This is a genomic window from Paenarthrobacter sp. TE4293, assembly GCF_050435325.1.
GTDB lineage: Bacteria > Actinomycetota > Actinomycetes > Actinomycetales > Micrococcaceae > Arthrobacter > Arthrobacter nitroguajacolicus_C.
Genome location: NZ_JBNJRY010000009.1, coordinates 124,195 through 150,285, shown reverse-complemented (window position 1 = coordinate 150,285; position 26,091 = coordinate 124,195). Strand labels below are relative to the sequence as shown.

The window sequence follows — 26,091 nt, the reverse complement described above, 5'->3', positions numbered from 1 at the left end:
GGAGGCACCATGGAAACCGTCAACACTGCAATCCAGCCCGAGAAGACCCGCCGACGTGTACTTCTGAAACTTTCCGGCGAGGTCATCGGCGGCGGAAAGCTCGGCGTCGATCCTGAAACCGTCCGGGCCATCGCGAAGCAGATCGCGGCAGCTGTCGCCGATGTCGAGGTAGCCATCGTCGTCGGTGGCGGCAACTTCTTCCGCGGCGCGGAGCTTTCCCAGAGCGGAATGGACCGTTCCCGCGCTGACTACATGGGCATGCTGGGTACTGTCATGAACTGCCTGGCGTTGCAGGACTTCCTGGAGCAGGCCGGGGTTGAAACCCGCGTCCAGAGCGCCATCACCATGGGCCAGGTTGCCGAGGCCTACATTCCCCGCCGCGCCATCCGCCACATGGAGAAGGGCCGCGTCGTCATCTTCGGTGCAGGCGCCGGACTGCCCTACTTCTCCACTGATACCGTTGCTGCCCAGCGCGCCCTCGAAGTCCATGCCGACGTGGTCCTCATGGCCAAGAGCGGTGTGGACGGCGTCTACACCGCAGACCCGAAGAAGGACCCCACGGCGGAGAAGCTCGACGTCCTCAGCTACGATGACGCCCTTCGCCGGGATATCCGCGTCATGGACCAGACAGCCATGACCATGTGCAAGGACAACAAGCTGTCCATGGTGGTCTTCGGCATGGAAGGCGAAGGCAACGTTACCCGGGCCATCCTCGGCGAAACCCTGGGAACGTTGGTTACTCCCTAGCAAGGGCTAGGATATTTCTAGGACCGTCCGCCTCCCACGGCGGATCTTTACTGTGCACTGCCGCCTGCATTTGGGCAGCAACTATTTTCTGAGGAGAAACCCGTGATCGAAGAGACCTTGCTCGAAGCCGGCGACAAGATGGACAAGGCGGTTGAGGTAGCCAAGGACGATTTCGCCACGATCCGTACGGGTCGGGCCAACCCCGGCCTCTACAACAAGGTGATTGTCGAGTACTACGGCACACCCACACCGCTCCAGCAGCTGGCCTCCTTCGGTGTGCCTGATGCCCGGACCATCCTGATCACGCCTTACGACAAGACCGCCCTGCGCGACATCGAGAAGGCACTGAGCGATTCCGAGGTGGGCGCCAACCCCTCCAACGACGGCAACGTCATCCGCGTGACCATTCCGGAGCTCACCAAGGAGCGCCGCAAGGAATACGTCAAGATCGTCAAGGGCAAGGGTGAAGACGCCAAGGTTTCCATCCGCAGCATCCGCCGCAAGGCCAAGGACACGCTGGATAAGCTCGTCAAGGACGGCGAGGCAGGCGAGGACGAGGGTGCGCGCGCTGAGAAGGAGCTTGACGCCCTGACCAAGCAGCACGTTGACAGCATCGACGACCTGCTCAAGCGCAAGGAAGCCGAGCTGCTCGAGGTCTGATGAGCCAGGCTGAGCCGGCACCCGCTGAACGGGTCCCGACACGCGATACCCCTCAACGCGCCCGGCGTGTGAGGACGAACCCCACACCCAAGGCGGGCCGAAACCTTCCGGCGGCCATCGGCGTCGGGCTTTCCATGCTTTTGGCGGTTCTGGGTGGGTTGCTTTTCCTCCCGCTGGGGTTCGTCCTGCTCACCACGGCATTTGCGGTGTTGGGCGTGTGGGAAGTTTACCGGGCGCTCGAAGCCCAGGGCACCAGAATGCCGGTCATCCCCGTGATGGTCGGCAGCCTGGTGATGCCGGTATCGGCCTACTTCGGTGGGCTCGAAGGCCTGCTGTTCACCATGACCGCCAGCTCCGTGGCCGTCCTGCTGTGGCGGTCGATCGAAAGTGCCGCGGGAGCACCGCGAAGTGTTTTTGCCGGTGTGTTCACCCTGGCGTGGATTCCCTTTCTCATCAGCTTCGCGTCCCTGTCCTTGCACACGACCAGTGGGCCCACTCCCGTGGGTTTCTGGCCGGAGGGGATCCCCGACGGTGCATGGCAAATCGCCTCGATGCTGCTGCTGGTGGTTTCCAATGACACCTTCGGCTACATCGTGGGGGCCTCCTTCGGGAAGCATCCCATGGCCCCAAAAATCAGCCCCAAAAAGTCGTGGGAGGGCTTCGCCGGATCCGTGGTCGGGGCCATGCTCATTGGTGTCCTGGCCTGCATCTTCCTCCTCGACAAGCCGTGGTGGGTGGGCCTGCTTCTGGCCGTGGGCATGGTGGCAGCCGCTACCGCCGGTGACCTCGCCGAGTCCATGGTCAAGAGGGAATTGGGCGTGAAGGACATGAGCAGCATCCTGCCCGGCCACGGTGGCGTCATGGACCGCCTGGACTCCATCGTGTTCGCGGCCCCTGTAGCCTATGTTCTGTTCGCGCTGCTGAGCGGCGTCTGACAATCAACGAAGGAAAATTAGTGTCCGTGGATATTCGACGCCAGATTCCCGCAACGTTCGACCGTGTGGAGCGCAGCAAGTACGGCTATAACGCCAAGCAAGTTGACGAGTTCCTCCAGCGTGCCAGAACATCGTTCGAAAACCCCGTGGGTACCGCGGACCAAGTGGCCAGCGTGGACGTGAGGGACGTAGCATTTGATCCGGTCAAGGGCGGCTACGACGCCCATAGCGTCGATGCTGCCTTGGACCGGCTCGAGGACGCTTTTGCCCGCCGTGAGCGTGACGACCTCATCAGCCAGCAGGGCGAAGAAGCCTGGTTGCGTCAGATCGGCAAGCTCTCCGGAATCCTGCGTGGCCGGCTCCACCGGCCCGACGGCGAGCGGTTCCGTCGCCCCTCCAGGAAACGGGCACGCAGCTACAACACCGAGGACGTGGATGCCCTGTGTGCTGAACTGATTGGGTACTTGGAACATGATCAGGTCCTGAGCGTGGACACTGTCCGTCGTGCCGTTTTCCGTGCGGCCAAGGGCGATGAAGGCTACGAAGAAGCCCAAGTGGATGCTTTCCTGGCCCGCGCCGTCGAGCTCATGGCGGCCATCGACTAGCTTGGCCCCCGCTCAACGGGCGGTAGGGGAGATCGGCGGATTGTTCTTCCACACCTCAAGGTAGCGACGATGGCCGCGGGCCAACGACGTTCCAAAGAATGCCAGCGCGACCACAACAGCCACGGGGACTGCCAGCATGGTGGGAAGTCCGGCCGTCAACAGTGCTGTTCCAAGCAGCAGGGCGAGCAAGGCCGAGTTGACGAACCCCATGAACACCATGCTGCTGCCCGCCACTTGGCTGAAGTCTTTCCGTGCGCCCAGGAAGTAGTAAGTCCGTTTGGCGCCTTCCTCGTCATCGTGGAAGCCGGCCATGAGGTAGGGGCCAATGGTGGGGTCCATGTCCACGTAGGCCGCACGCAAGCGGTTCATGGCCAGGACGTACATCAGGTCCTCCATGCCAACGCTCATGACGCGGATGTGCGTGAGCAGGCCAACCACTAAGTCGATGCTGAGGACAGTCAGCGCGAAGGCCCGGAACGCTTCGGAAAACTGGGTTGCCTGGCCAACGAGCGCCACGCTCAGCAGACTCGCCGACGTGAAGGTCAGGAACATGCTGATACGCGTCAGGACCTCGCCTTGGGTGGTGCTGCGTGAGGCGAGCAGGCTCCAGTGCTCGGTGGCCAGCAATTGCGCACGGACACCAGGTGACAACTCCGTGGGGCTCGCCGGCGGCTCCGCGCCGGGGGCACCCGGTTCCTCGGACATGGCGTCATTGTCCACCTTGGCGGCAGCGCGGACAACAGGCCCGCGCTAGGGCTGGCGCTCGGTGACCACGGGCCGTTCCGGAACGTGCAGCCGCGACATCACGCGGTTCACCGAGGACGGCACACGGGTTTTCGTCGCGAGTGAAACCACCACTGTCACGGCGAAGGCTGCCGGAACGCTCCACGCCGCGGGCTGGGCGAGCCACGCGGGTGCATTGCCCGGACCCATGAGCGTTCCTGCCACCATGGCGCCACCGCAGAGCAGGGCGCCGGTCAGCATCCCGGCAATAGCGCCGGCATCAGTCAGTCCGCGCCACCAGATTCCCAGCAGCAGAACCGGGCAGATGGTCGAAGCCGTGAATGCGAAGACCAGGCCAACACTGCCGGCAAGGGCCAAAGTGTCGGTCATGTAGGCAAAACCCAAAGGCACGACGGCGGCCAGCACCGCCGCGAGGCGGAAGCCCCTGACGCTCCCGCCGAAGAGGTCCTGGCTGATGACACCGGACAGCGACACCACCAGCCCGGACGTGGTGGACAGGAACGCAGCGAAGGCTCCTGCCACGACCAGGGCGGAGAGCAGGTCTCCCGCCGTGCCACCTATCAGCTTGCCGGGAAGCAGCAGGACCAGGGCATCGGCTTGGCCGGACTGGGCGAGTTCGGGAGCGAACATCCTGCCCACGGCCCCGGACAGGGTGGGGAACAGATAAAACACAGAGAGCAGCCCGAGGACGATCAGGGTTGTCCGTCGGGCCGACTGACCGTCAGGGTTGGTGTAGAACCGCACCAGGACGTGCGGCAGGCCCAGGGTTCCAAAGAGCAGCGCCACCATCAGGGAAATGTGTTGGTAGACGCCCGCGGACGGTTGGCCGGTGGGGTTGATGGGCAGTGGCGCCTGGGGTGCCGTGCCGTTGCCGGCGAGGACCAACAGCACGAAGACCACCGGGACAGCCAAGGCCGTGAGTTTCAGCCAGTACTGGAACGCTTGGACAAAGGTGATGGAGCGCATGCCACCGGCAACCACCGTGAGGCAAACGACGACGACGACCGCCGTCGAGCCTACCCACGACGGCAAGCCGGTAGTGATCCGGATGGTCAGTGCCGCCCCGTGGAGCTGGGGGACGATGTACAGCCAGCCAACGGCAACCACTACCAGGCTGGTCACGCGGCGGACGAGCCTGGAATCCAAGCGGGCTTCGGTGAAATCGGGGATGGTGTAGGCGCCGGAACGCCGCAGGGGAGCAGCAACGAAGAGCAGCAGCATCAGGTATCCGGCGGTGTAGCCCACGGGAAACCAGAGCGCGTCCGTACCCGAGAGCAGGATCAGGCCGGCGACGCCCAGGAAGCTGGCGGCGGACAGGTACTCTCCGCCAATCGCCGATGCGTTCCACCAGGGTGGGACCGTGCGCGAGGCGACGTAGAAGTCGCCCGTTGTACGGGAAATGCGCAGGCCATGGAAGCCGATGACCGCCGTCGCCAGCGAAACGGCAAGAAACGCGAACAACGCGACCGCAGGGTTCACTTGTCCTCCACAAGGTCCCTGTAGCGGGCCTCATTGCGGGCCGCCGCGCGGTTATACATCCAGGCGCTCAAGCCAATGACCGGGTAAATGCCGATGCCCAGCGCCAGCCAGTCCAACGGAATCCCCATGATCCGTGTTTCAGCCACCCCGGGGCCGTACACAAGGAAGAGTGCGAACACCACGAGGATGATGAGGAAGCCACAAGCCACCACCAGTGCCAGGCGCAATTGGGACCGGATCAGGGAACGGATGAAGATCCTGCCGGCGTCGGAGTCTTCGGCAACCTCGCGCGGGTACGGCAACCGGCCCGGGGAAGCGGTAGCCGACGGGCGGGGTGCCGTGACACGGACGCGCGTCATCCTTGCGGCCGGATGCGGGTGGACTGCAATTTGTCCCGGACGGATGGCAAATGGCGTCGGCTGATGGGCAACTCGGCGCCGGCAACGGCCACGCTGGGCCCCGTGGCCGACAATTTCAGGTGCTGCACGTGGTTCAGCGCGATCAAATATGAGCGGTGGATCCTGATGAAGCCTGCCTCGGCCCACTTTTGTTCAAGGTCGCTGAGGGGAACCCGGATGAGATAGCTGGCCTCGGCGGTGTGCAGCCTCGCGTAGTCGCCCTGGGCCTGCACGTACGTCACGTCGTCGCGGCGGATCATGCGCGTTGTGCTGCCAAGGTCGACTGTGATCATCTCCGGCGCAGGGGTTCCCTCCTTGATCAGATCCCTGATCCGGTCCACTGAACGGGCGAGCCGTTCCGCGCGCAGCGGCTTCAGCAAGTAATCGATGGCAGCGAGGTCGAAGGCTTCCAGCGCACAGTCTTCATCAGCGGTGACAAAAACGACCGCGGGCGGATTGGTGCTGCGGGAAATGACCCGCGCTATGTCCAGGCCGGACAGGGCTGGCATGTGGATGTCGAGGAAGACTGCGTCGATGGACTCCGTTTCCAGGGTCCGCAGCGCCTCGGCCCCTGACGACGCCCGGTGGATGGCGCCAATCCGTTCATCCCGTCCCAGCAGGAAGGCGAGCTCCTCCACGGCGGGCAGTTCGTCATCGGCGACGAGCACGTTGATCATGATTAAAGACTAGCCGCCACCTCAGGCGTCATGGCCCGGCTGCGACTTCGGCACCCGCATGGTGATCAGGGTACCCTCGCCGGGAGCCGTCTCAATGACCAGTCCGTGCTCATCCCCGTAGACCTGGCGAAGACGGGCGTCCACATTGCGCAGTCCCACATGGATACCGTCCGTGTGCCCGGCGAGCACAGACCGCAGGTGCTCCGGGTCCATGCCCACGCCATCGTCCTCGATGGTCACTTCGGCGAACGCTCCGGAGTCGTTGGCACAAATGGTGATGTGCCCCGGACCCTCCTTGGCTTCCAGGCCGTGCCGGACCGCATTCTCCACCAACGGTTGCAGGCTGAGGAACGGAATGACCGTGCTGAGGACCTCGGGGGCGATCCGCAGGCTCACTTGCACGCGCTCCCCGAACCTGGCCCGCTCCAGCAGGAGATACCGGTCGATGCAGCGCAGTTCCTCCGCAACGGTCGTGAAGTCGCCATGCCGCCGGAACGAGTATCTGGTGAAATCGGCGAACTCCACCACCAGCTCGCGGGCCCGGGCGGGATCGGTGTTGATGAAGGAAGCGATCGCGTTCAGGGAGTTATAGATGAAGTGTGGGCTGATCTGCGCACGCAAAGCCCTGACTTCAGCCTCCATCAGCAGGGTCCGGGACGCTTGCAGCTCGGTGAGTTCAAGCTGGGCAGCAATCCAGTCGGCCACCTCGCTGGTAGCCCTGACCAATCCGGCTCCGGCTGCTGGTGCCAAGGCGGCCACCGAGCCGACCACCCTGGAGCCGGACCGGATAGGAGCAATCACGGCACTGAAATCGTGGTTTCCGTGCTCGGGTCTCGCGGTATTCCGTTGCCCCGCGTGCGGCACGACGACAGTCCGGCCCGTGGCGAGCACCTCAGCAGCCAGACGCATCAGCGATGGCCTGAGCTCCTCGGCTGCGCCATCCCAGGCGAGCACAGAATCGGTGTCCGTGATGGCCAGGGCATCGCACCCCAGCAGGACACGCAATTGTTTACTGGCCTTCGCTGCGCCGGCAGGTTGGAGCCCGCCGCGAAGATGCTGTCCGGCCCGGGAAGCCGCATGCAGGGTGGTGTAGGTAGCGCGCTCGGCGTCGGTGCCCAGGTCCCGGAAGGAACGCATCACCTTCAGGCCAACGCCCACGACGACGGCGATGGCCAGGACGATCACGGCGATCGCAGCGGCTGTGAACAGCGGGGAGTCGGGCATAAGGCCAGAGTAGCTCCTCCCCAGGCCGCCGTTTGGCGCAGCACCGCGACCGTTGAGCGACGGCAGGGCGCAATCCTCTGGCACCGAAGCGGGGCGGCGTTCGATAGTGATTGCAGTCACATTGGTAATGCGTGCGGAGCTGATGTGGACACATCACAACCAGGAGGAACCATGGGTAATGAGGCCCAACCCCAGGACGCAACGGCGTCCGTGGACTTCCAGGAAGTCCAGCAGACGGAACGGTTCAAGACACTGCGCAAGCGGCACCGCAGCTTTGTCTTCCCGATGGCAGTAATATTCCTGCTTTGGTATTTCGCGTACGTCCTTTTGGCTGACTACGCGGTGGGCTTCATGTCCACCAAGGTCTGGGGCAACATCAACGTTGGCCTGATACTGGGCCTGCTCCAATTCGTCACCACCTTCGGCATCACAGCGTGGTATGTGAGTTACTCCAACAGGAAACTGGACCCCATCGCGGCTGAGATCCGCAACGAGATCGAGGGCCACGAATTCGATAAGGACGGCAAAATGATCGGCGGGGCAACCAAATGAACACCATGGTCCCGGCGGTCAACGTCGAAGCGTTGAAGGACACCACGCTTCTCAACATGGGCATTTTCGCCCTCTTCGTGGCGGTCACCATGGTGATCGTCTTCCGTGCAAGCAGGAACAACAAGACCGCGGCGGACTACTACGCTGCCGGTCGCTCCTTCACGGGCTCCCAGAATGGTACGGCCATTGCGGGCGACTACCTGTCCGCTGCATCATTCCTCGGCATCACCGGTGCCATCGCCATCAACGGCTACGACGGCTTCCTGTACTCCATCGGGTTTCTCGTCGCCTGGCTCGTTGCCCTCCTGCTGGTGGCCGAGCTCCTCCGCAACACGGGCAAGTTCACCATGGCCGACGTCCTCTCCTTCCGGTTGCGCCAGCGACCGGTCCGTATCGCGGCCGCCCTGTCCACCCTTGCTGTCTGCTTTTTCTACCTCCTCGCCCAGATGGCAGGTGCCGGCAGCCTGATTTCGCTGCTGCTGGGCATCAGCGACTGGGGCGGACAAGCCCTGGTGATCATCGTCGTCGGCGCCTTGATGATCATGTACGTACTCATTGGTGGCATGAAGGGCACCACGTGGGTGCAGATCATCAAGGCCATCCTGCTGATCGCCGGAGCTGCCGTCATGACAGCGATGGTGCTCGCGATCTACGGCTTCAACCTTTCCAGTCTGCTGGGCTCGGCGGCCGAAGCAGCCAACAACCCCAACATCCTCAACCCGGGACTCCAGTACGGCAAGACGGAAACGTCCAAGCTGGACTTCATGTCGCTCGGCCTGGCGTTGGTCCTCGGCACTGCAGCCCTCCCGCACGTGCTGATGCGCTTTTACACAGTTCCTACAGCCAAGGAAGCACGCAAGTCCGTGGTCTGGGCGATCTGGCTTATCGGCCTGTTCTACCTCTTCACCTTGGTGCTGGGCTACGGTGCAGCAGCACTGGTGGGTGCCGAAACCATCAAGTCCGCACCCGGCGGCGTCAACTCCGCTGCGCCGCTGCTGGCCTTCCACCTGGGCGGCCCGTTGCTCCTAGGCTTCATTTCGGCCGTGGCGTTCGCCACCATCCTGGCGGTGGTTGCCGGGCTGACCATCACGGCGGCGGCGTCCTTCGCCCACGACATTTACGCGAATGTCATCTCGAAGGGCAAGGCCGACGCCACCACGGAGGTGAAGGTGGCGCGGCGCACGGTAGTGGTGATCGGTGTCCTCGCGATCCTCGGTGGCATCTTTGCCAACGGCCAGAACGTTGCGTTCCTGGTGGCCCTGGCCTTCGCCGTTGCAGCATCGGCGAACCTTCCCACCATCATCTACTCCCTGTTCTGGAAGAAGTTCACCACCCAGGGCGCGGTCTGGAGCATGTACGGTGGCTTGGCTGCGGCGATCCTGCTGATCACGTTCTCACCGGTAGTGTCGGGCGCCAAAACGTCCATGATCCCCGGCGCGAACTTCGCACTGTTCCCGCTGAGCAACCCGGGTATCGTGTCCATCCCGCTGGCCTTCTTCCTCGGCTGGCTCGGAACGGTCCTGGATAAGCGGCGCGAAGATCCGGCCAAGCAGGCGGAGATGGAAGTGCGCTCGCTGACCGGAGTCGGTGCCGAGAAGGCAGTAAACCACTAAGTGCATCACCCAACAAAGGGCTCCTCCTGCCAGCGGCAGGAGGAGCCCTTTAGCGTGCGGGTCACTTTTTCAGGCCCAGCCATTCCGTCAGCCGTTCCAGCGGCCAGGTGGTGACAATCCGTTCCTTCGGGACGCCCATGCTTTCGGCGCGTGCTGCACCGTACTGCAGGAAATCGAGCTGGCCGGGGGCATGGGCATCGCTGTCGATGCTGAACAGGCAACCGGCGTCCAAGGCCATCGCGATGAGGTTGTCCGGTGGGTCCTGCCGTTCCGGGCGGGAATTGATTTCGACGGCGACACCCCACTCCGCGCATTCCTTGAAGACTTTGGCAGCGTCGAACTCCGACTCCGGCCTGGTGCCGCGCGATCCCTGGACGAGCCGTCCGGTGCAATGGCCCAGGACATTGGTATGGGGGTCGCTGATGCCACCCAGCATTCTCCGGGTCATGGTCTTCTTGTCTGATCGGAGCTTGGAATGCACGCTCGCCACCACCACGTCCAGTTGGCCCAGCATATGGGGTGTCTGGTCCAAGGTTCCGTCTTCAAGGATGTCCACCTCGATGCCCTTGAGCAGTCGAAAGCCTTCCTGCAAGGAGTTGATGTCCTCCACGATGCCCAGCTGCTGCTCAAGCCGTTCGGCGCTGAGTCCATTGGCGATGGTCAGGTTGGGGGAGTGGTCCGTGAGGGCAAGGTAATCGCGGCCAAGGGTCCGGGCCGCTGCCACCATTGCTTCAATAGGGGAGCCGCCGTCGGACCAGTTGCTGTGGCTGTGGAGATCGCCCCGCAAGGCGGCACGCAGGGTGTCTCCGCCGGATGCCAGTGATTCGGTGCCGCGTTCCCTCAGATCCACAAGGTAGTCCGGAACCTTGTCCTCCAGGGCCTGCGTGATGACTTCGGCGCTGCGGTTGCCGATGCCTTTGACGCTGGTTATCCGTCCGGTGCGGATCAGCTTCGGCAACTCATCCGGCGGAAGCTGCCGTACGGCGTCGGCCGCTTTGCGGAAGGCCTGGACCTTGAAAGTGGGGGCTTGGCTGCGTTCCAGCCAGAAGGAGATTTCGTCGAGCGCCTCAATGGGATCCATGGCACCATGATCCACGAACCAGGCGCACCATCAACAGTGGGCAGTGTCAATGGTGCGCCGGTCCGGTCACCGCCAGCTAGTGGTGGTGACCCTGGTCCAGGGCGGGATTGGAGCCCTGGCCGTTTTCTTCGTGCGGAGCCTGGCCGTGCTCTCCGTGCGGGACAGCGTGCTGTCCCGCCATCGAAGCGGCCAGTCCCGGTGTCGCAACTGAAGCAACAACGACGGCGGCTCCGAACGCGGCTGCCAGAAGCCGCCCGGTCCTTGGCTGGCCGTGGGCGCCGCCGTCGTTGGTCTTGTGTTGCCGCTTCAGCCAGCCCGCCCCGGCAAGAGCCATGAGCGTTAGGCCGAGAGCGGCAAAATGGCTCACGTCGAGCGAGCGCTGGATGCTGACCCCGGTTGCGGTCACTGCGAGGTGCGCAGCAGCAGCCAGTGCGAGGACAGGAAGGGCGAGTCGGGCGAACACGAGGCTGTTGCGGTGCAACCCCCACAGGGACCAAGCCAAAAAGGCCAGGCCCGCCGCGAGGGTTGCCACTCCGGCAGCCACGATCCCGGGTGTTACTGATCCATTTCCGGTCAGGTACCCGGCGGCAAGTGAAAGCTCAACCATCCCGGCGGCCATCGCTGCGAAATACACAAACAGGAGGGTCGCTGCGTTCAGCGTGGGGTGCTTTGTGCGTTCCATGGCTTTCTTGCCGTCCTCTCGCTCTTACTGGTTGTCAGGCGGTGATCAGGCGCGGGCGGAAGCTACTGCGGCCTTGTCCTGGGACAGCGCGACGCCCAGCAGGACGACGGCGCTGGCAAGGTGCAGGACGTTGTCTGCGCCGTTGAGGGCGATGATGTTCAGCGAGGAGCCCACCAGGAAGAGGCCAAGGATGCCGACCAAGAGATAGACGCCGCCGACGGCCGTGTTGACGGACTTGGACAGCGTGACGCTGTTCATCCCCGAGTAGAGAAGAGCGGCGCCGATGGCCAAGTGGATGATGTTGTGAAGCGGGTTCACGGCGAAGATGATCAGGTTGGCACCCTCGGTGGCGAAGAAGCCGATACCCGAGGTGACAAAGAACCCGAGGACGCCTACCAGGAGGTAGACGGCTCCGAAGATGGTGGCGATCAAGCGATTGGGCGAAGTACGCATTGGTCCGAACCTTCCGATGATGGCCGGGTTGACCGGCCGTCCTGCTGAGCCCCGGGTGAGGCTCTCAAGCAGTGATTCGGACCATATGCGCAGGTGGATGGGTGTCGGGGCGGAAATTCTTTAAGGCGGCTAAGGGCGGAGGCGGATGCTGCTCATTTTGAGGTCGTTGGTGCCCTCGAAGACGTACTGGAGGTCGATGGTCTTGCCGTCGCACTGCAACTTGCCGGCAAGGTCGGCCTTGTTGTTGCCGTTGTTGGAGTTCACGTTCACGGAGTTGTAGTTCGGCTTGCATGAGCTGTCCAGTTCCAGGCTGGCAATGCCGTCCACGAACGACTGCTTGTCCAACTCGTCCTTGAGCGGCTGGCTCAGGTAGTTGTCATAGGCCTGCTCTGTTTGGCCGGAGACTACCAAAGTGGTGAATTCATCGGCCAACGACCTGGCCTTGGACGTCGCGTTGCCCACGAGGTTGACCAGCAGAAGCACTCCCACCACTGCCAGCACAATCACTCCGGCAACGATGCTGAGGACGATCCACAGGACCTTCCTGCTTTTACGGGCCGGTGGTTGGCCGTACTGGCCGGCAGGGTACTGACCGGGCTGGAACTGGCCTTGCGGGTACGGGTTCTGACCCTGGGCGTACGGATTCTGTCCCTGCGGATACGGGTTCTGGTTGTTCGGGTCCTGACCCGGCGCCGCGTACTGGGGGGTGCCCGGCTGGGGAGCAGCGGACGCCGGCGGCTGTTGCCACTGCGGTGCTCCGCCGGTCTGCGGCGGGTAGCCGGGGCCGGGCGGAACAGGCGGCGGGTTGCTGCCCGGGTAGTTGGGCTCCGGCTGGTTGGGTTCTTGCGGGTTGCTCACGGTAGTGCCCCTTTCGGTAGCCTTCGGCAGGGCCACCACATGGCCGGGGTCCTCTGGCCGGCCCCCGATGCGTCCTCTTGCATCAAATCGCATGCAGGTTCGGTGGGCAAGTACCGCGCAGTGAATAACCGCAGGTGGGGAGGGATTTTCAGTCCCCGGAGCGCCTTCCGAGCAAGGGTTGGACCCGGTAGGGGATCATCTCGCGCATTGCCAACGCTGTATCGGTCCGCTCCACTCCATCGCAACCAAGGATTTTTCCATTGATGCGGTAGAGGTCTTCCGCGTCCAAGGCAACAACGCGCAACAGCAGGTCAGCTGAGCCTGTCAAGCCAAAGCCTTCCAGGATTTCCGGAATGTCGGCCAGGTCCCGGGCCAGGGAGGTGAGCTTCTGCTGCTGTACATGGACCGTGATGAACGCCGTCAATGGGTAGCCGAGGGCGGCCGGGTTGATCCTTCGCTCGAAGGACAGGAAGGCGTGCTTCTTCTCCAGCTGGGCCATACGGGCCTGCACGGTGTTGCGGGACAGGCCAAGCTTTTGGGCGAGCGCCACTACTGTCCCGCGGGGGTCCTTCGCCATGGCGGAAAGGAGCCGGGTATCAGTGCCATCCAAGGGTTGCATAATGCGCAAGATTAGCACGGTGATGGTTGTCCAAACAGGGCATAATGCTCAACTTGGCAAAGGGTAGTTGTACCTGATGCGCGTTGTGAGTAGGGTCACAATTAACTCCGGCGAAGGTGCCGGAGGGCCGGTCTGCGGCAGGACCACAAGTTCCGCCAGCGCCGACGAAAACGAGCCGGAAGGTTGCGATCACCTGTGTTGACGGATCAGGCGGGCAAGGGAGTGCACCACGACACTCCGGGCCCGGGACATAGTGCACAAAATCCCCTGAGGACTGGCGGCGATCTGCTCCAGTTGGTATCGCCGGAGGGCGAGAGGATCAGCCATCCCGAATTCGACGTCTGGGTGAAGGACGTCGGAGATGAGCAATTGTGTTCCTTGTATGAGGACATGACAGTTATCCGCCGCATTGATGCCGAAGCAACGGCTCTCCAGCGTCAGGGCGAGCTGGCATTGTGGCCGCCACTCCTCGGCCAGGAAGCTGCCCAGATTGGCTCCAGCCGTTCGCTGCGCGATGATGACTTTGTCTTCCCCAGCTACCGGGAAAGCGGCGTAGCGTACGTGCGCGGCGCGCACCTCTCCGAGATTGCCAGGGTGTGGCGGGGGAATGCGTCCTATGGTTGGGACCCACTGCGCATCAACCTTGCAACGCCCCAGATCATCATTGGATCCCAGAGCCTGCACGCCACGGGCTATGCCATGGGTGTCCAGCTGGATGGTGCCAACACCGCGGTCCTTGCCTACTTCGGAGACGGTGCCACGAGTGAAGGCGACGTCAGCGAGGCCATGGTCTTCGCGGCCAGCTACCAGGCTCCCGTGGTGTTTTTCTGCCAGAACAACCACTGGGCGATTTCCGAGCCGGTCCGGATACAGTCGCATGTGCAGTTGGCCGACAGGCCCAACGGATTCGGGATTCCGAGCATGCGGGTCGACGGCAATGACGTCCTCGCTGTCATGGCTGCCACGCGGCTGGCCCTGGACCGTGCACGCAAGGGTGGCGGACCGACCTTCATCGAGGCCGTCACCTACCGCATGGGTCCGCACACCACTGCCGATGATCCCACCCGGTACCGCGACCCCATCGAGTTGGAAGATTGGGCCGCCAAGGATCCCATCCTGCGGTTGCGCAGGCTCCTGGAAGCCAAAGGCCTGCTTACTGAGGACGTCGAAGCGCGAGTCAACGCCGCAGCAGATGCCGTGGCCGCTGAGCTTCGTTCCAGCTGCATCGAGATGCCGGACCCACAGCCGTTGGACGTCTTCAACCACGTTTACAGCACGTCCAATCCATGGATCGAACGCCAAAAGGACCATTACTCGCGCTACCTGAACAGTTTCAACCAGCCAGTCGAGGAAGGTGCACTCTGATGTCCAAGCTCACGTTTGCCCGGGCCATCAACGCCGGCCTCCGGAAGTCGCTCGAGAACGATCCCAAAGTGGTCCTGATGGGTGAGGATATTGGTTCGCTCGGCGGCGTCTTCCGTGTCACCGATGGCCTCCAGAAGGACTTTGGAAAGCATCGGGTGATTGACTCCCCGCTGGCCGAATCGGGCATTATTGGCACGGCGGTTGGTCTTGCCTACCGCGGCTACCGTCCAGTGTGCGAGATCCAGTTCGATGGCTTCATCTACCCGGCCTTCGACCAGATCGTCAGCCAGGTGGCCAAGATGCACTACCGCACCCAGGGTCGGGTCACGATGCCCATCACCATCCGCGTACCCTTCGGCGGCGGCATCGGCTCGCCGGAGCACCACTCCGAATCACCTGAGGCTTACTTCACGCACACCTCCGGTCTCCGGGTGGTGGCAGTGTCCAACCCGCAGGATGCCTACACGATGATCCAGCAGGCCATCGCCTCCGATGATCCGGTTCTCTACTTCGAACCCAAACGCCGCTACCACGACAAGGGCGACGTGGACGAAGCAATCGACCTCTCCGCGGCGCTTCCGTTGGACAAGGCCGCCGTGGTGAATCCGGGGTCGGACGTCACCCTGGTTGCCTATGGCCCCTTGGTGAAAACAGCCAAGGACGCCGCCCTGGCAGCGGCCGACGACGGTATCTCCGTGGAAGTCATCGATCTCCGATCCCTGGCACCTGTGGACTACCCAGTGGTGGAAGCGTCGGTCCGCAAGACCGGACGACTGGTGATCACCCATGAGGCCGGACAATCCGGTGGACTTGGAGCCGAGATCGCCGCCAGTATCACTGAGCGTTGCTTCCACTACCTGGAGTCTGCTCCCGTCCGCATCACTGGCTTCGATGTTCCGTACCCTTACTCGAAGCTTGAGATGCACCATTTGCCGGATCTGGACAGGATTCTTGACGGCGTCGATCGCGCCCTGGGCCGCCCCAACTCGTTGAGTGGACTGGAAGGATGACCGCCACCATGATCAAGGAATTCAAGCTGCCGGACCTTGGCGAAGGCCTGACCGAATCCGAAATCCTGAGCTGGAAGGTGGCAGTGGGGGACACCGTGACCCTGAACCAGGTCATCGCCGAGGTGGAAACCGCCAAGGCTGTGGTCGAGCTGCCGTCACCGTTCGCGGGAACCGTCGCAGCCCTTCACGAGCAGCCCGGCACCGTCGTGGAGGTTGGAAAGCGCATCGTCTCGTTCGAGGTGGACGACGCCGGATCCTCCAAGGGGGGCAACGCACCGGCTGCCGGGAACGGGGCAGTTGGCGACCGGTCCGGCGTCGACGGTTCTCCAGAGGCGGGTCCCGCAAAACGCGAGCCGAACCTGGTGGGGTACGGCGCCGTCGTCGAACATACCGGCCGCCCAACCCGGCGGGCTCGCGGGAACGTGCAGAGGACCAATGTCCCATCGGCTGCCCCGCAGGAGAACCAGGCGGTTCCCGAACCCGCGACGGCTGCCGGGCCGGAGACTGAGGTGACTGCGGTGGCTGAGCGCCCGCGCTCGACGCCGCCTGTTCGCAAGCTGGCCCGCGATCTCGGGGTTGACCTGGAACTGGTCAGCGGTACCGGCCCCGGCGGACTCATCACCCGCGAGGATGTCCAGAACTTCTCCGAAGCAGACGTTGCGGCCGAAGCTCCTGTTGTTGCCGGGCAGGCCGGCCGTGAAACGCGGACACCGATCAAGGGCGTCCGGAAGTTCACTGCCGCGGCCATGGTGCAGAGTGCCTTCACAGCGCCGCACGTGACCGAGTTCCTGACCGTCGACGTCACGCCAACCATGGAGCTGCTGGCCCGGCTCAAGGGCAACCGGGCGTTCGAAGGCCTCAAGCTGACGCCCCTGACCATCGCTGCGAAAGCGGTGCTCGTGGCGCTGCGGAACAATCCCACGCTGAACTCCCGCTGGGATGAGGCGAACCAGGAGATCGTCCAGTTCAACTACGTGAACCTGGGCATCGCCGCCGCCACTCCACGGGGCCTGACCGTACCCAACATCAAGGATGCGGACCGGCTGACGCTGCGGGAACTGGCTGCTTCCTTGGCCGGGCTGACCGATACTGCCCGGGCCGGCAAGACATCTCCGTCGGACCTGTCCGGTGGAACTGTCTCCATCACCAACATCGGCGTTTTTGGCATCGATGCCGGGACGCCTATTCTCAACCCGGGTGAGGCCGCGATCGTGGCACTTGGGGCCGTGCGGAAAGCTCCGTGGGTCGTCAACGATGAACTCGCTGTCCGCCAGGTCATGTCGCTGAGCCTGTCCTTCGACCACCGCCTGGTGGACGGCGAACAGGGATCACGGTTCCTCGCAGACCTCGGCGCAATCCTTGCCGATCCCGCCATGGTCATGACCATGATCTGACGCGTCCAAAGCTGCGCCGGCCCATCCCTTTACGAGTGCTTGCAGGAAACTGCGGTTAAGGGGTGGGCCGTCGCGCGTTGAACGGGCAGCGGCGTCAGTCTTCGGTGGGGGTGGTCCGGTTGGAATGAACAGTGCGCCAACTGTGCTCCGGCTCGAAGCCCAACAGCCTGCGCGCCTTGTCGATGGACAGCATCGTTTCGTGCTGCCCCAGTTCCTTGAGGACCTCGACGCCGGGAAAGACTTCCGCTGCCAGTTCGGCGCTGCTTCGACCCATGACCGTGTCGGCAGCGGCAATGATGAAGGCCTCGAAACCGGGCCCGCCGTGTTCCAGCGCCCGGACCACTGCCAGGGCCCCGTCGCGTGCGTCGATGTAGCCCCAGAGGTTCCATTTGCGCAGTGTGGCGTCAGCGTCGAACGACGGGAAGGCGTCGTAGTCTTCCGGATCCATGACATTGGAGAAACGCAGCGCCGTAATGCTCAACTCAGGGTCCCAACGGGTGAGTTGGATGGCCATCTGCTCTTCGAGGTGCTTCACCAGGGAGTAGGTGCTCTCCGGCCGGGCTGTGTACTCCTCATCCACGGGAATGTAGGGAGGGTCAATGTCGAAGGGGAGGCCCAGGACAGTCTCGCTGGAAGCGTAGACCACCTTCTTGATGCCTGCCCTCCGGGCTGCTTGGAACACGTTGTACGTGGAGAGGATGTTGTTCTCGAAGATCGCCGCGTCCGGAGCCAGCCCCGGTGCGGGGATAGCGGCGAGGTGCACGATCGCATCCAGGCCGTCGTGCTGGTCGTCCAAGCCCAGGATGACGTCCAGGACCTGCCCGTAATTGCGGAGGTCCACGCTGACATAGCCCCGGCCCCGGGTGCCGGCTCGATCCATGTTAAGAACCTGGTGGCCGTCCTGGGTCAGACGCCGCACCACGCTCTTGCCCAGTTTTCCGCTTCCGCCCGTGACGGCAATCCTCATGGTGTGCTCCTCGATAGTGGCTCGGTCCCGCCCGCCGTACGTTGCCGCTTCCAGCAGGGGTTCAATTTCCACCCTAGGTGGCCGGACTGCTGATGACAGCCCCTAAGGCAGGCCCTGTGAGTCCTAGGAAAATCGGAACGACCCAAGGCAGCCATGAGTGTCGACGCTAAACAATGTGGCGTCAGCAATCACGATCACTCTGACGTCAGCGCCGCCAAAGCCATGTGCTCCAGAATGGGCCTGGCGGATTTAGCCGCGATCTTCCTGCCATGGTGGCGCACGGAGTGTGGAGTGGAGTTGATCAGGCCGAAGGCTGCATGCGCCCGCACCCGGAGACCGGGAACATCTGCCTCCGTATGAATTCGGGACAGAACGTCAACCCACGTTTCAACGTAACTGCGCTGGAGGGATCTGACCTCTGCCTGGTCGGCGTCGCTGAGACTTCCGAAGTCCCGGTCCTGGACCCGGATGACGTCGGGGTTGCTCAGGGCGAAATCGACCTGGAACTGGATCAGCCCCTTGAGCGCTGACGGGGCATCCGCCGATTCCGATACCACCCGCAATCCGCCGTCCAGCAGATCCCGGCTGACGCTGAGCAGAAGCTCGCCCAACACTGCTTGCTTCCCGGGAAAGTGACGGTAGACGGCTGGCCCGCTGACCCCTGCGGCAGCGCCGAGATCTTCGAGTGACACCCTGGTGAAGCCATTCTCTGCAAAGAGAGCTGCAGCAGCCGACAACAAAGCGAGACGTCGGAGTTCCTTGGCCTGCCCACGCTGTGTGGCGGCAGCGCGGTTGCCGTCGATGCTTGTTTCCGGGCCTCCGGTCACGTTCTCCTCCTTGGTGCCAGTCCCGGCACGCCTGACCTGTTTGGGTCATGCTGTGCTGGACATCACAGTTAATAAAGACTAACCTAAATTTCAGTTACGTGGCACTAACCGAAATGGCCTGTGGCCGGGAATGGAACAGGGGTCAATGGAGACAATCGCCAGCCTGACGGGAGCCGCCGGCCTCGCCTTTGAAGCCAACCAAGCGGAGCAGCTGTCCCTGGTTGAGGAGTTGAAGGAGCGCTTGGCAACGGCGGCCCTCGGTGGTCCGCAAAAATCCAGGGAGCGGCACCTCGCCCGCGGGAAGCTCCTGCCGAGGGAACGCATCGACTACCTTCTGGATGACGGCAGCCCGTTCCTTGAGATTGCGCCCTTGGCGGCCAACGGCATGTACAACGATGATTCGCCCGGCGCCGGAGTCATCGCTGGCATCGGCCTGGTCCATGGCCGCCACATCCTGGTGATTTCCAACGACGCCACGGTCAAGGGCGGCACCTACTATCCCATGACTGTGAAGAAACACCTCCGGGCCCAGGAAATCGCGCTGGAGAACAAGCTTCCCTGCATCTACCTCGTCGATTCCGGGGGAGCCTTCCTGCCCAGGCAGGACGAGGTCTTCCCCGACAAGGAGCACTTCGGCCGGATCTTCTACAACCAGGCCAAAATGTCTGCGGCCAAGATCCCACAGATCGCCTCCGTCATGGGCTCCTGCACGGCGGGCGGCGCCTATGTCCCGGCGATGAGTGATGAGACCGTCATTGTCCGGAACCAAGGCACCATCTTCCTGGGCGGCCCTCCCTTGGTTAAAGCAGCCATCGGCGAGATCGTCACGGCCGAAGAACTTGGCGGCGGCGACGTTCACTCGAGGATTTCCGGAGTCACGGACCACCTGGCCGAGAACGACCAGCACGCGCTGGAGATCGTCCGGGACATCGTGGCGACGTTGCCGAGGCCGGCGCAGCCGGCCTGGGACGTGCTCGACGTCGTCCTGCCGCCGGTCGTCGACCCTTCAGAGATCTACGGCGTAGTTCCCACGGACGTGAACGCCCAGTACGACGTCCGCGAAGTCATTGCGAGACTGGTGGACGGTTCAGAATTCCACGAGTTCAAGAAGAATTACGGCACCACCCTGGTGACCGGGTTCGCGCACCTGCACGGCCACCCAGTGGGCATCGTGGCCAATAACGGGGTCCTCTTCAGCGAGTCCTCCCTCAAGGGAGCCCACTTCATCGAGCTCTGTGACCAGCGCGGGATCCCACTGATCTTCCTCCAGAACCTGTCCGGATTCATGGTGGGCAAGGACTACGAACAGGGCGGCATCGCCAAGAACGGCGCCAAGATGGTCACCGCGGTCGCTACAGCCAGGGTGCCCAAGCTGACGGTGGTGATCGGCGGCTCCTTCGGTGCCGGCAATTACTCCATGTGCGGCCGGGCCTATTCGCCGCGGTTCCTGTGGATGTGGCCGGCGGCCCGCATTTCCGTGATGGGTGGCAACCAGGCCTCGAGTGTCCTCGCGACGGTCAAGAGGGACCAGTATGAGGCCGCGGGCCAGGAGTGGTCTGCCGAGGACGAGGAAGCCTTCAAAGCTCCCATCAAACAACAGTACGAGGACCAAGGAAGCCCCTACTACTCCACGGCCCGGCTCTGGGACGACGGCATCATCGATCCCGGTGATACCCGACGCGTCCTCGGCATGGCCCTGGACGTCGTCTCCCGCCAACAATTGCCCGAGACCTCCTTCGGCCTCTTCAGGATGTGACCATGACCCTGCCAACGACCCACACTGCGCCGCGCCCCGCGGCCCACTCATTCAGCGCCGTCCTCGTGGCCAACCGTGGTGAGATTGCCTGCCGGGTCATCAAGACCCTCCGGGAGATGGGCATCCGTTCCGTTGCTGTGTACTCGGACGCCGACAAGCATGCCAAGCACGTGGCACTCGCCGACACCGCCGTCGCCATCGGTGGCACTGCTCCGTCGGAGAGCTACCTGAAAATCGACAGCATCATCGACGCGTGCCGCCGCAGTGGTGCCGACGCGGTCCATCCGGGCTATGGCTTCCTGTCCGAGAACGTGGACTTTGCCAAGGCGCTTGATGCCGCCGGCATCACGTTCATTGGCCCCGGCATCGGCGCCATCGAAGTGATGGGCGACAAGATCCGTTCCAAGAACCACGTGATGGCCTACGACGTCCCATGCGTTCCCGGCATCGCCAAGCCCGGCCTCACCGACCAGGAACTGATCGCGGCGGCGCCGGACGTCGGATTCCCCTTGCTGATCAAGCCGTCCGCGGGAGGTGGTGGCAAGGGCATGCACGTCGTGGAGCGGCTTGAGGACATGGCCTCCACGCTGCTCACCGCGAGACGGGTGGCGGCGTCCGCGTTTGGCGACGATACCCTTTTCCTGGAACGCCTCGTCCGTACACCCCGGCACATCGAAGTCCAGGTCCTCGCGGACAACCACGGCAACGTCATCCACCTCGGCGAGCGCGAGTGCTCCCTGCAGCGCCGCCACCAGAAAGTCATCGAAGAGGCCCCTTCGGCGTTGTTCGAGGCGATGCAGGACGGTGCCAACCAGCGGGCACGTATTGGCGAGGCGGCCTGCAATGCGGCGCGTTCGGTCAACTACAGCGGTGCCGGCACGGTCGAATTCCTGGTTTCGGATGAACACCCCGACGAGTTCTTTTTCATGGAGATGAATACCCGCCTACAGGTGGAACATCCCGTCACGGAACTGGTCACCGGGATCGACCTCGTGGAATGGCAGGTGCGGATCGCCGCCGGTGAGGTCCTCACCGTAGCGCAGTCCGACGTCGTGCTTAACGGGCACGCCGTGGAGGCGCGGGTTTACGCCGAGGTGCCGGAGCGGAACTTCATGCCGTCCATGGGCCGCATTGTCGCGCTCGCCGAGCACGGTCCGGCTGACGCGGCAGTGTCAGGCCAGCAGAAGGCTCACTCGCAGGTGCGCATCGACTCGGCGATGCTGGACGGGCTGGAAATCACCGGCGATTACGATCCCATGCTGGCGAAGGTCATTGCCTGGGGTGCGGACCGGGCTGCTTCGCTGGACACGCTGGATGCCGCGCTGGGCCGGTACACCCTGCTCGGCGTCGACACGAACGTGGAGTATCTGCGGTTGCTGATCAACGACGCCGAGGTCCGCGCCGGACAGTTGGATACAGGACTGATAGAACGCAAACTTCCATCGATGGCGTTCAGGCATGCAGGTCCCCACGAGCTGATCGCCGCAGCCCTGACGCTGTGGCTTGAGCGTCAGGGCTCGGCCCTTGCCGGAGATGCCTGGGCAACAGCGGATTCGTGGCGCGTGGGTGCACGGGGTGCCTGGAACGCCACATTAGGTCTCCCGGGAGGCGGCTTGGCCACAGTGTCCGTCACCGATCAGGACGGTACTGTCACTGCCAGCATCGACGGCGGCCTCCCCGTAAACGTCCGGGTGCTGGAACGCAGTGACAGCGGTATCGTCCTGGAGCTCGACGGCGGTCTCGTCACCTATGCGGTTGGCGTGGCGGCCGGTGACGCCCATGCGGTGTTCCTCGGCAGCGACGGCTGGTCCTGCCGGTTCGACGTCCTGAACCGCGCCGAACGCCTGCGGCGGATACTCGCCGGCATCCAGCGGGACGAAGGGGCAGCTGACCCGGAGGTGCGCTCGCCAATGCCCGGGACTGTGGTTTCGGTGTCGGTAGCCGACGGCGACACCGTTGACGAGGGCCAGGTGCTCCTGGCTGTGGAGGCCATGAAGATGGAACACCACTTGGTGGCGTCCGTTGCGGGGACCGTCCATCTCACCAGTAAACCCGGCGACCTGGTCAAGGCTGATCAGGTACTTGCCACCATTCATGTGGCCGACGCGGCTGGGGGCGACTCCATCCCGGATGACACCAGCGCAGACCAGACCAGCGCACATCAGACCAGCACGCACAAGATCAGCACAGACGAGGAAGTCCACCCATGAGCACCTTTGAATTGAACGAGGAATACCAGGACCTCAGCGACTCCGTCCGCGAATTCGCCGACGAAGTCGTTGCGCCCGTCTCCGCCAAACACGACGAGGAACACAGCTTTCCGTACGACGTCGTGAAGCAGATGGGGGAGATGGGCTTGTTCGGGCTGCCATTCCCGGAGGAGTTCGGCGGGATGGGCGGAGACTATTTCGCCCTTGCGTTGGCCTTGGAGCAACTTGGCCGCGTTGACCAGTCGGTAGCCATCACGCTCGAAGCCGGGGTGTCCCTGGGTGCCATGCCGGTCTACCGTTTCGGGACGGATGCGCAGAAGGAGGAGTGGCTCCCGCAGTTGGCCTCCGGTCGGTCCCTGGCTGGTTTCGGTTTGACGGAACGCGAAGCAGGCTCCGATGCCGGCGGAACCAAGACCAACGCGCACCTGGAAGACGGCCAGTGGATCATCAACGGCAACAAGGAGTTCATCACCAACTCCGGCACGGACATCACCACCCTGGTGACCGTCACGGCTGTCACGGGGCACAAAGAAACCGCAGACGGCGGAACCAAGAAGGAAATCTCCACCATCCTGGTCCCCACGGACACACCCGGTTTCAGGGCCGAAAAGCCCTACAACAAGGTGGGCTGGAACGCCTCGGACACGCACCCGCTCACCTTGGAAAACGTCCGTGTTCCCGAATCGAACCTCTTGGGTGAGCGCGGCCGTGGCTATGCGAACTTCCTGTCCATCCTGGATGAGGGGCGTATCGCGATAGCCGCACTGGCAACCGGCGCAGCCCAGGGATGCGTGGACCTGTCCGTGAAATATGCCAAGGAGCGCAGCGCTTTCGGTCAGAACATCGGCAAGTACCAGGCCATCCAATTCAAGATCGCCCGCATGCAGGCCAGGGCCCACACAGCACGCCTGGCTTACTACGACGCCGCGTCCAGGATGCTGGCGGGCAAGCCGTTCAAGACCGAAGCAGCCATCGCTAAGATGGTCGCAGGCGAGGCAGCCATGGACAACGCGCGGGACGCCACCCAGGTGTTCGGCGGCTACGGTTTCATCAACGAGTTCACGGTGGCACGCCACTACCGCGACTCCAAGATCCTTGAAATCGGGGAAGGCACCACCGAGGTCCAGTTGATGCTCATCGCCCGAGAGCTGGGTCTGTAACCGTACGGGAAGGATCAAGGATGATTGACAAAGTTGTTGCCAGCGCCGCCGAAGCGGTGAGGGACATTCCGGACGGGGCCTCGCTGGCTGTCGGAGGTTTCGGTTTATGCGGTATCCCGGTCTCCTTGATAGATGCCCTCCACAGCCAGGGCACCACGGACCTTGAGACCGTCAGCAACAACTGCGGCGTGGACGACTGGGGCCTGGGGATCCTCCTGAAGGACGGTCGCATCCGCCGGACCATCAGCTCCTACGTGGGCGAGAACAAGGAATTCGCGCGCCAGTACCTCTCCGGGGAGCTGGAAGTTGTCCTGACACCGCAGGGCACCCTGGCCGAAAAGCTTCGCGCCGGTGGCGCCGGGATCCCGGCTTTCTATACCAAGGCCGGGGTGGGAACCCAGGTGTCCGAAGGCGGCCTTCCACAGAAGTACGACGCCGAGGGGAACGTTGCGCTGGCCTCCTCCCCGAAGGAGGTGCGCACCTTCAACGACGCCGACTACGTCCTGGAAGAGTCACTGACTCCGGACTTTGGCCTGGTCCACGCCTGGAAGGGGGATCGCCACGGCAACCTCGTTTTCCATGCGACCGCCATGAATTTCAATCCGCTCTGCGCCATGGCTGCCAAAACCACCATCGCCGAGGTGGAGGAACTCGTGGAAACCGGAGAGCTGGACCCCGAACACATCCACACCCCAGGTATTTTCGTCCAGCGCGTCGTGGTGGCACCGGCCACGGAGAAACGCATTGAAAAGCGGACCGTTGCCTTGTCGAACAGCGGCAGCGCCACGCGAGGGACCGGACAGGCAGGAGCCTAACCATGGACACGAACAGCCTCCAGGACGTCCCGCCGCGCCCCGAAGCCGTGCGGCACGAGTACCGGCGAGCCGACGTCGAACATCACGAAGCAAAAGGCTGGACCCGCAACGAACTTGCCGCCCGCGTGGCGAGGGAGCTCACCAACGGCCAATACGTGAACCTGGGCATCGGGATGCCAACCCTGATCCCCAACTACATCCCTGAGGGTGTGGAAGTCATTCTCCACTCCGAGAACGGCATCCTGGGCGTAGGGCCCTACCCGGCCGAAGACAAGGTGGATCCGGACCTCATCAACGCGGGCAAGGAGACCGTGACCACCAATGCGGGGGCTGCCTTCTTCGATTCGGCGTCGTCCTTTGGCATGATCCGCGGTGGACACGTTGACGTCGCTGTCCTGGGTGCCATGGAGGTGGCCGCCAACGGCGACCTCGCCAACTGGATGATCCCCGGCAAAATGGTCAAGGGCATGGGCGGAGCCATGGATCTGGTGTTCGGTGCCAAGAAGGTCATCGTCATGATGGAGCACGTGGACCGCAGTGGCAGGCCAAAAATCGTCCAGGACTGCACGTTGCCGCTGACCGGCAAGGGATGCGTGGACCGGATCATCACCGACTTGGCCGTGATCGACGTCGTCAAGGACCAAGGGGACCCGCGCTTGGTCCTGCGCGAACTGGCTCCCAACGTCACGCTTGAGGACGTTGTGGCCGCAACCGGCGCCGATCTGTTCGAGGAAGACCAGGAGCTCACCGTATGACCCGGGTAGTGGAACAGCGTGGGCTGTACTTTGACGAGCTCGAAGAGGGCGTGGTGTATGCCCATAAGCCCGGGCGTACCGTGACCGAGACGGACAATGTCCTCTTCACCACCTTGACCATGAACACGCAGGCGCTGCACCTTGATGCGGCCTGGAGCTCCACGCAGCCGTTCGGGCAGCGGCTCATGAACTCCATGTTCACCTTGTCCACCATGGTGGGTCAGTCAGTGTCCCAGCTGACCCAGGGCACCATCATCGCGCAGTTGGGCCTGACCGACGTCACCTTTCCCCACCCGCTGTATCACGGCGATACGCTGTACACGGAAACAGAGATCACAGGGAAGCGGTTGTCATCATCCCGCCCCGGGCAGGGCGTGGTAACCATGCAACACACCGGTCGCAACCAGGATGGGACAGTGGTGGCATTGGCCACCCGGACGTGCCTGATGTGGACCGAGGACGCCCACTCCGCCCAGTCCTAGTTTCCGTACGTGCCAGCACTTCA

General features: G+C 63.4%; 27 protein-coding genes. 15 read left to right on the top strand and 12 right to left on the bottom strand.

What is annotated here, in order from left to right; genetic code table 11:
* Positions 1-9: 9 nt before the first annotated feature.
* From pyrH to QF015_RS18070, 4 genes are all read left to right on the top strand, one after another.
* Complete coding sequence (gene pyrH / locus QF015_RS18085) at positions 10-747, top strand: UMP kinase (protein WP_310201355.1); 738 nt, start codon at positions 10-12, stop codon at positions 745-747.
* Between the two features lie 102 nt (positions 748-849).
* The gene (gene frr / locus QF015_RS18080) at positions 850-1,407 is read left to right on the top strand and encodes a ribosome recycling factor (RefSeq protein ID WP_310201353.1); all 558 of its coding nucleotides are present in this window, start codon (positions 850-852) and stop codon (positions 1,405-1,407) included.
* Positions 1,407-2,342: a phosphatidate cytidylyltransferase gene (locus tag QF015_RS18075; RefSeq protein ID WP_310201351.1), complete on the top strand. Its 936-nt coding sequence runs from the start codon at positions 1,407-1,409 to the stop codon at positions 2,340-2,342. The genes frr and QF015_RS18075 overlap by 1 nt, the downstream gene beginning before the upstream one ends.
* 20 nt (positions 2,343-2,362) lie before the next feature.
* Positions 2,363-2,947, top strand: a complete 585-nt coding sequence (locus QF015_RS18070) for a DivIVA domain-containing protein (protein ID WP_310201349.1) — start codon at positions 2,363-2,365, stop codon at positions 2,945-2,947.
* Positions 2,948-2,959: 12 nt separating this feature from the next.
* Here the strand turns inward: QF015_RS18070 and QF015_RS18065 are convergent, their stop codons facing one another.
* The 5 genes from QF015_RS18065 to QF015_RS18045 are packed head-to-tail and all read right to left on the bottom strand — an operon-like array spanning position 2,960 to position 7,469.
* The gene (locus QF015_RS18065) at positions 2,960-3,652 is read right to left on the bottom strand and encodes a hypothetical protein (protein ID WP_429390346.1); all 693 of its coding nucleotides are present in this window, start codon (positions 3,650-3,652) and stop codon (positions 2,960-2,962) included.
* 45 nt (positions 3,653-3,697) lie between these two features.
* Positions 3,698-5,170 carry a cation acetate symporter gene (locus QF015_RS18060; RefSeq protein WP_310201345.1) on the bottom strand — a complete coding sequence of 491 codons (1,473 nt, stop codon included), beginning with the start codon at positions 5,168-5,170 and terminating at the stop codon, positions 3,698-3,700.
* A complete protein-coding gene (locus QF015_RS18055) occupies positions 5,167-5,529 on the bottom strand; it encodes a hypothetical protein (protein ID WP_310201343.1) in 363 nt (120 codons plus the stop codon). The genes QF015_RS18060 and QF015_RS18055 overlap by 4 nt, the downstream gene beginning before the upstream one ends.
* Entirely contained in the window at positions 5,526-6,245 is a 720-nt protein-coding gene (locus QF015_RS18050) for a LytR/AlgR family response regulator transcription factor (protein WP_310201341.1), read from the bottom strand. Before QF015_RS18050 ends, QF015_RS18055 begins: the two co-directional genes overlap by 4 nt.
* A 21-nt stretch (positions 6,246-6,266) precedes the next feature.
* The gene (locus QF015_RS18045; protein WP_429390368.1) at positions 6,267-7,469 is read right to left on the bottom strand and encodes a sensor histidine kinase; all 1,203 of its coding nucleotides are present in this window, start codon (positions 7,467-7,469) and stop codon (positions 6,267-6,269) included.
* A 171-nt stretch (positions 7,470-7,640) separates the two neighbouring features.
* Here QF015_RS18045 and QF015_RS18040 point away from each other — a divergent pair, with 171 nt between their 5' ends.
* Positions 7,641-8,021, top strand: coding sequence for a DUF485 domain-containing protein (locus QF015_RS18040; RefSeq protein ID WP_310201339.1), 381 nt, complete (start codon positions 7,641-7,643; stop codon positions 8,019-8,021).
* The gene (locus QF015_RS18035; protein ID WP_429390345.1) at positions 8,018-9,634 is read left to right on the top strand and encodes a solute symporter family protein; all 1,617 of its coding nucleotides are present in this window, start codon (positions 8,018-8,020) and stop codon (positions 9,632-9,634) included. Before QF015_RS18040 ends, QF015_RS18035 begins: the two co-directional genes overlap by 4 nt.
* 61 nt (positions 9,635-9,695) lie before the next feature.
* Here the strand turns inward: QF015_RS18035 and QF015_RS18030 are convergent, their stop codons facing one another.
* The 5 genes from QF015_RS18030 to QF015_RS18010 all read right to left on the bottom strand — a co-directional run bounded on the left by QF015_RS18030 (position 9,696) and on the right by QF015_RS18010 (position 13,327).
* Positions 9,696-10,715: a PHP domain-containing protein gene (locus QF015_RS18030; protein ID WP_310201335.1), complete on the bottom strand. Its 1,020-nt coding sequence runs from the start codon at positions 10,713-10,715 to the stop codon at positions 9,696-9,698.
* Between the two features lie 76 nt (positions 10,716-10,791).
* Entirely contained in the window at positions 10,792-11,397 is a 606-nt protein-coding gene (locus QF015_RS18025) for a hypothetical protein (protein WP_310201333.1), read from the bottom strand.
* Between the two features lie 45 nt (positions 11,398-11,442).
* Positions 11,443-11,850, bottom strand: a complete 408-nt coding sequence (locus QF015_RS18020) for a DUF4383 domain-containing protein (protein ID WP_310201331.1) — start codon at positions 11,848-11,850, stop codon at positions 11,443-11,445.
* Between the two features lie 129 nt (positions 11,851-11,979).
* Positions 11,980-12,708, bottom strand: a complete 729-nt coding sequence (locus QF015_RS18015) for a hypothetical protein (RefSeq protein WP_429390344.1) — start codon at positions 12,706-12,708, stop codon at positions 11,980-11,982.
* 148 nt (positions 12,709-12,856) lie between these two features.
* Positions 12,857-13,327, bottom strand: coding sequence for an Lrp/AsnC family transcriptional regulator (locus QF015_RS18010; protein ID WP_310202448.1), 471 nt, complete (start codon positions 13,325-13,327; stop codon positions 12,857-12,859).
* Positions 13,328-13,522: 195 nt separating this feature from the next.
* Between QF015_RS18010 and pdhA the strand changes: the two genes are divergently transcribed.
* The 3 genes from pdhA to QF015_RS17995 are packed head-to-tail and all read left to right on the top strand — an operon-like array spanning position 13,523 to position 17,096.
* Positions 13,523-14,692: a pyruvate dehydrogenase (acetyl-transferring) E1 component subunit alpha gene (gene pdhA / locus QF015_RS18005; RefSeq protein ID WP_429390343.1), complete on the top strand. Its 1,170-nt coding sequence runs from the start codon at positions 13,523-13,525 to the stop codon at positions 14,690-14,692.
* On the top strand, positions 14,692-15,702 hold the full coding sequence (locus QF015_RS18000) for an alpha-ketoacid dehydrogenase subunit beta (protein ID WP_429390342.1): 1,011 nt from the start codon (positions 14,692-14,694) through the stop codon (positions 15,700-15,702). The genes pdhA and QF015_RS18000 overlap by 1 nt, the downstream gene beginning before the upstream one ends.
* Complete coding sequence (locus QF015_RS17995; protein ID WP_310201324.1) at positions 15,699-17,096, top strand: dihydrolipoamide acetyltransferase family protein; 1,398 nt, start codon at positions 15,699-15,701, stop codon at positions 17,094-17,096. The genes QF015_RS18000 and QF015_RS17995 overlap by 4 nt, the downstream gene beginning before the upstream one ends.
* A gap of 94 nt (positions 17,097-17,190) precedes the next feature.
* Here the strand turns inward: QF015_RS17995 and QF015_RS17990 are convergent, their stop codons facing one another.
* Together QF015_RS17990 and QF015_RS17985 are read right to left on the bottom strand one after the other, a co-directional pair.
* On the bottom strand, positions 17,191-18,063 hold the full coding sequence (locus QF015_RS17990; RefSeq protein ID WP_310201322.1) for an NAD-dependent epimerase/dehydratase family protein: 873 nt from the start codon (positions 18,061-18,063) through the stop codon (positions 17,191-17,193).
* Positions 18,064-18,257: 194 nt separating this feature from the next.
* Positions 18,258-18,890 (bottom strand): SACE_7040 family transcriptional regulator, encoded by a 633-nt coding sequence (locus QF015_RS17985; RefSeq protein WP_429390341.1) that lies wholly within the window; start codon positions 18,888-18,890, stop codon positions 18,258-18,260.
* Between the two features lie 145 nt (positions 18,891-19,035).
* On the opposite strand from QF015_RS17985, the gene QF015_RS17980 reads away from it, so the two are divergent.
* From QF015_RS17980 to QF015_RS17955, 6 genes are read left to right on the top strand one after another with little or no spacing between them, the layout of a single operon-like run.
* Positions 19,036-20,646 (top strand): carboxyl transferase domain-containing protein, encoded by a 1,611-nt coding sequence (locus QF015_RS17980; protein WP_429390340.1) that lies wholly within the window; start codon positions 19,036-19,038, stop codon positions 20,644-20,646.
* 2 nt (positions 20,647-20,648) lie between these two features.
* Positions 20,649-22,856 (top strand): acetyl/propionyl/methylcrotonyl-CoA carboxylase subunit alpha, encoded by a 2,208-nt coding sequence (locus QF015_RS17975; protein ID WP_429390339.1) that lies wholly within the window; start codon positions 20,649-20,651, stop codon positions 22,854-22,856.
* Positions 22,853-24,016 (top strand): acyl-CoA dehydrogenase family protein, encoded by a 1,164-nt coding sequence (locus tag QF015_RS17970; RefSeq protein WP_310201315.1) that lies wholly within the window; start codon positions 22,853-22,855, stop codon positions 24,014-24,016. The genes QF015_RS17975 and QF015_RS17970 overlap by 4 nt, the downstream gene beginning before the upstream one ends.
* A 20-nt stretch (positions 24,017-24,036) precedes the next feature.
* Positions 24,037-24,831, top strand: coding sequence for a CoA transferase subunit A (locus QF015_RS17965; protein ID WP_310201313.1), 795 nt, complete (start codon positions 24,037-24,039; stop codon positions 24,829-24,831).
* A gap of 2 nt (positions 24,832-24,833) precedes the next feature.
* Positions 24,834-25,586, top strand: a complete 753-nt coding sequence (locus tag QF015_RS17960; protein WP_429390338.1) for a CoA transferase subunit B — start codon at positions 24,834-24,836, stop codon at positions 25,584-25,586.
* Complete coding sequence (locus QF015_RS17955) at positions 25,583-26,068, top strand: MaoC family dehydratase (RefSeq protein WP_429390337.1); 486 nt, start codon at positions 25,583-25,585, stop codon at positions 26,066-26,068. The genes QF015_RS17960 and QF015_RS17955 overlap by 4 nt, the downstream gene beginning before the upstream one ends.
* The last annotated feature ends 23 nt before the right edge of the window (positions 26,069-26,091 follow it).

What these genes read in the sequence shown, in the direction of transcription:
- QF015_RS17980 (WP_429390340.1), top strand. Translation starts at nt 19,036, where the DNA reads ATGGAGACAATCGCCAGCCTGACGGGAGCCGCCGGCCTCGCCTTTGAA.
- QF015_RS18045 (WP_429390368.1), bottom strand. Translation starts at nt 7,469, where the DNA reads ATGCCCGACTCCCCGCTGTTCACAGCCGCTGCGATCGCCGTGATCGTC.
- QF015_RS17960 (WP_429390338.1), top strand. Translation starts at nt 24,834, where the DNA reads ATGGACACGAACAGCCTCCAGGACGTCCCGCCGCGCCCCGAAGCCGTG.
- QF015_RS18030 (WP_310201335.1), bottom strand. Translation starts at nt 10,715, where the DNA reads ATGGATCCCATTGAGGCGCTCGACGAAATCTCCTTCTGGCTGGAACGC.
- QF015_RS18025 (WP_310201333.1), bottom strand. Translation starts at nt 11,397, where the DNA reads ATGGAACGCACAAAGCACCCCACGCTGAACGCAGCGACCCTCCTGTTT.
- pyrH (WP_310201355.1), top strand. Translation starts at nt 10, where the DNA reads ATGGAAACCGTCAACACTGCAATCCAGCCCGAGAAGACCCGCCGACGT.
- QF015_RS18075 (WP_310201351.1), top strand. Translation starts at nt 1,407, where the DNA reads ATGAGCCAGGCTGAGCCGGCACCCGCTGAACGGGTCCCGACACGCGAT.
- QF015_RS18040 (WP_310201339.1), top strand. Translation starts at nt 7,641, where the DNA reads ATGGGTAATGAGGCCCAACCCCAGGACGCAACGGCGTCCGTGGACTTC.
- QF015_RS17975 (WP_429390339.1), top strand. Translation starts at nt 20,649, where the DNA reads ATGACCCTGCCAACGACCCACACTGCGCCGCGCCCCGCGGCCCACTCA.
- QF015_RS17970 (WP_310201315.1), top strand. Translation starts at nt 22,853, where the DNA reads ATGAGCACCTTTGAATTGAACGAGGAATACCAGGACCTCAGCGACTCC.
- QF015_RS17955 (WP_429390337.1), top strand. Translation starts at nt 25,583, where the DNA reads ATGACCCGGGTAGTGGAACAGCGTGGGCTGTACTTTGACGAGCTCGAA.
- QF015_RS18010 (WP_310202448.1), bottom strand. Translation starts at nt 13,327, where the DNA reads ATGCAACCCTTGGATGGCACTGATACCCGGCTCCTTTCCGCCATGGCG.
- QF015_RS17965 (WP_310201313.1), top strand. Translation starts at nt 24,037, where the DNA reads ATGATTGACAAAGTTGTTGCCAGCGCCGCCGAAGCGGTGAGGGACATT.
- QF015_RS18000 (WP_429390342.1), top strand. Translation starts at nt 14,692, where the DNA reads ATGTCCAAGCTCACGTTTGCCCGGGCCATCAACGCCGGCCTCCGGAAG.
- QF015_RS18035 (WP_429390345.1), top strand. Translation starts at nt 8,018, where the DNA reads ATGAACACCATGGTCCCGGCGGTCAACGTCGAAGCGTTGAAGGACACC.
- QF015_RS18020 (WP_310201331.1), bottom strand. Translation starts at nt 11,850, where the DNA reads ATGCGTACTTCGCCCAATCGCTTGATCGCCACCATCTTCGGAGCCGTC.
- QF015_RS17995 (WP_310201324.1), top strand. Translation starts at nt 15,699, where the DNA reads ATGACCGCCACCATGATCAAGGAATTCAAGCTGCCGGACCTTGGCGAA.
- QF015_RS18055 (WP_310201343.1), bottom strand. Translation starts at nt 5,529, where the DNA reads ATGACGCGCGTCCGTGTCACGGCACCCCGCCCGTCGGCTACCGCTTCC.
- QF015_RS18050 (WP_310201341.1), bottom strand. Translation starts at nt 6,245, where the DNA reads ATGATCAACGTGCTCGTCGCCGATGACGAACTGCCCGCCGTGGAGGAG.
- QF015_RS18065 (WP_429390346.1), bottom strand. Translation starts at nt 3,652, where the DNA reads ATGTCCGAGGAACCGGGTGCCCCCGGCGCGGAGCCGCCGGCGAGCCCC.
- QF015_RS17990 (WP_310201322.1), bottom strand. Translation starts at nt 18,063, where the DNA reads ATGAGGATTGCCGTCACGGGCGGAAGCGGAAAACTGGGCAAGAGCGTG.